We start from the raw sequence: 2,330 nt of genomic DNA on the forward strand, positions 1-2,330 counted from the left end.
AATGTGCGACTGCCTGTCGCACGAAAAACACTCTGATTCGGTTTACAGAGTGTTTTGGTTTTTGATTTTAATTTTTCATTTAATACTTTTCATTTTTAATTTTTAATTTTGTTCTCTGTTTTTTCACTTTTAATTTTTAATTTTTAACTATGTCTTCTTGTTTTCCATTTTGTATTTTTGTTTTAATATAACTTTCTGGTTTTACATTACTAATTACTCATTACTCATTACTCATTACTAATTGATTTTTTGTTTTTAATTTTTCACTTTTCACTTTTCACTTTTAATTTATAAGGTCTTAACTTATTCCTTATTCCATATTACATATTCCTTATCCTAATTACTCCTATGCCTTTTCCCAAGTGTTTTCATTTGCAACGTAATCATTTAGCTTATCCTTACCATAGGTATAGCCCGTAACCAAAGCTGGTCCCTGTTTTTCACTAGCTTCCTCATTATTAGAAATTTCCCTCCATGCATCATATAGAGGGGTTATAACCTTCAGTGCCCCTTCAAGCTTTTGTGGGTCTTTTTGTGTTGCAGCTGTAGTTATTAAATCGTTTATAAAGAGGTAAATTCTTCTCAGGCTATTTGAAATTTCAGAATCACCCTGCAGGGTTGCCAATAGCTCCGCCAATATATCCCTAACCTTAGCCATATGTAGATTATAGGTTTTCTCATCCTTACTTTCAAGGGCTATCTTACCTTCTTTAATATAATCCATCATGCCCTCATACAGCAGCTCCACCAGCTGTACATTATTGGCAGTAGAAACTCTATTTGTTACATATTCATTATCTAACATTTAGCTCACTCCTAACTTCCTAATAATTGTAAAACTGATTGAGGCCGTTGATTGGCTTGTGCCAGCATTGCTGTTCCTGCCTGTGTTAAAATATTAAGCTTTGTGAAGTTTGACATTTCTAATGCCATATCTAGGTCTTCAATTCTTGATAGAGCTGCCGTTAAATTCTCAGTTGTATTGTCTACATTGGCAATAGTATGCTCAAGTCTATTTTGAATAGCACCAAGTTTGGAACGTACCTCTGACACCTTCTGTACAGCATCATCAAGCGTTGAAATTTGTGCAGTAGCAGCATTAACTAAATCAATAAGAACAGTTGGAGTTGCAAAAAGATTTAAGCTGGTAGCATCTAAGTTATCTATTGTAAATTCAAGTGTTTCACCAGCATTTGCACCAATTTGCAATTGAATAGCTACTGTAGATAGGCTGCCATTTATAAGCTTTTTATCGTTAAAGTTTGTTGTTTTGGCAATATTATCTATTTCATCTATCAGTTCATCAACCTCATTCTGTATAGTATTAAGGTCATCAACATTATATATACCATTACTTGCTTGAACGGCCAATTCCCTCATACGCTGAAGCATAGCATGTATTTCATTCATTGCTCCTTCTGCAGTTTGCACCATAGAAATACCATCTAGTGAATTTCTTGAAGCTATTTTAAGACCATTTACTTGACTACGCATTTTTTCTGAAATAGCTAGGCCAGCTGCATCATCAGCGGCACGATTTATTCTTTTTCCAGAGGATAGCCTTTCTAATGCTTTAGAAGCAAAGCTGGTATTCTTTGTTAACAATCTATGGGCATTCATTGCAGGTACGTTATGATTAATTCGCATCTATTTTTTCCCCCTTAGTTATAATTCTAAATATTATATCGGCATTTATTTGGTAAACTTTAATACACCTTCATTTGTCATCTGTAGTTCTATATTCTCATTTTCAATTCTCAATTATGATTTGTAATTTTTAAACTCTTCACTCTTCACTCTTAATTATAATACTCATTTAATGTTTTAAGGTTTTGTTTTACATTACTAATTACTCATTACTAATTACTAATTACTAACTGATTTTCATTTTTCATTTTTCATTTTTCATTTTTAATTTTTGATCCTGTTTTATGGTTTTGATTCTTTACTTACCTATTACCTATTCCCTATTCCTTATTACTTGCTATTGTAGTTTTTCTTTTTTCTTTTTTCTTTTTTCATTTTTGACTTCTAATTTTTAATCTTTCATTATGTCTTTTTGTTTTCAATTTTTAATTTTTCATTTTTCACTTTTAACTTTTCATTTTTCATTATGTCTTCTTGTTTTCCATTTTCATTTTTCATTTTTCATTTTTAATTTTTGATCCTGTTTTATGGTTTTGATTCTTTACTTACCTATTACCTATTCCCTATTCCTTATTACTTGCTATTGTAGTTTTTCTTTTTTCTTTTTTCTTTTTTCATTTTTGACTTCTAATTTTTAATCTTTCATTATGTCTTTTTGTTTTCAATTTTTAATTTTTCATTTT

The 2,330-nt window shown here is 30.5% G+C and carries 2 protein-coding genes; both read right to left on the reverse strand.

Annotated elements, in window-relative coordinates; translation table 11 throughout:
• Positions 1-346: 346 nt before the first annotated feature.
• Positions 347-805, reverse strand: a complete 459-nt coding sequence (gene fliS, locus F8154_RS14620; RefSeq protein ID WP_151862355.1) for a flagellar export chaperone FliS — start codon at positions 803-805, stop codon at positions 347-349.
• A gap of 11 nt (positions 806-816) precedes the next feature.
• The gene (locus tag F8154_RS14625; RefSeq protein ID WP_151862356.1) at positions 817-1,647 is read right to left on the reverse strand and encodes a flagellin N-terminal helical domain-containing protein; all 831 of its coding nucleotides are present in this window, start codon (positions 1,645-1,647) and stop codon (positions 817-819) included.
• Positions 1,648-2,330 lie beyond the last annotated feature (683 nt).

Origin of the sequence: Alkaliphilus pronyensis (assembly GCF_009017275.1) — a bacterium.
Classification (GTDB): Bacteria; Bacillota; Clostridia; order Peptostreptococcales; family Natronincolaceae; genus Alkaliphilus_C; species Alkaliphilus_C pronyensis.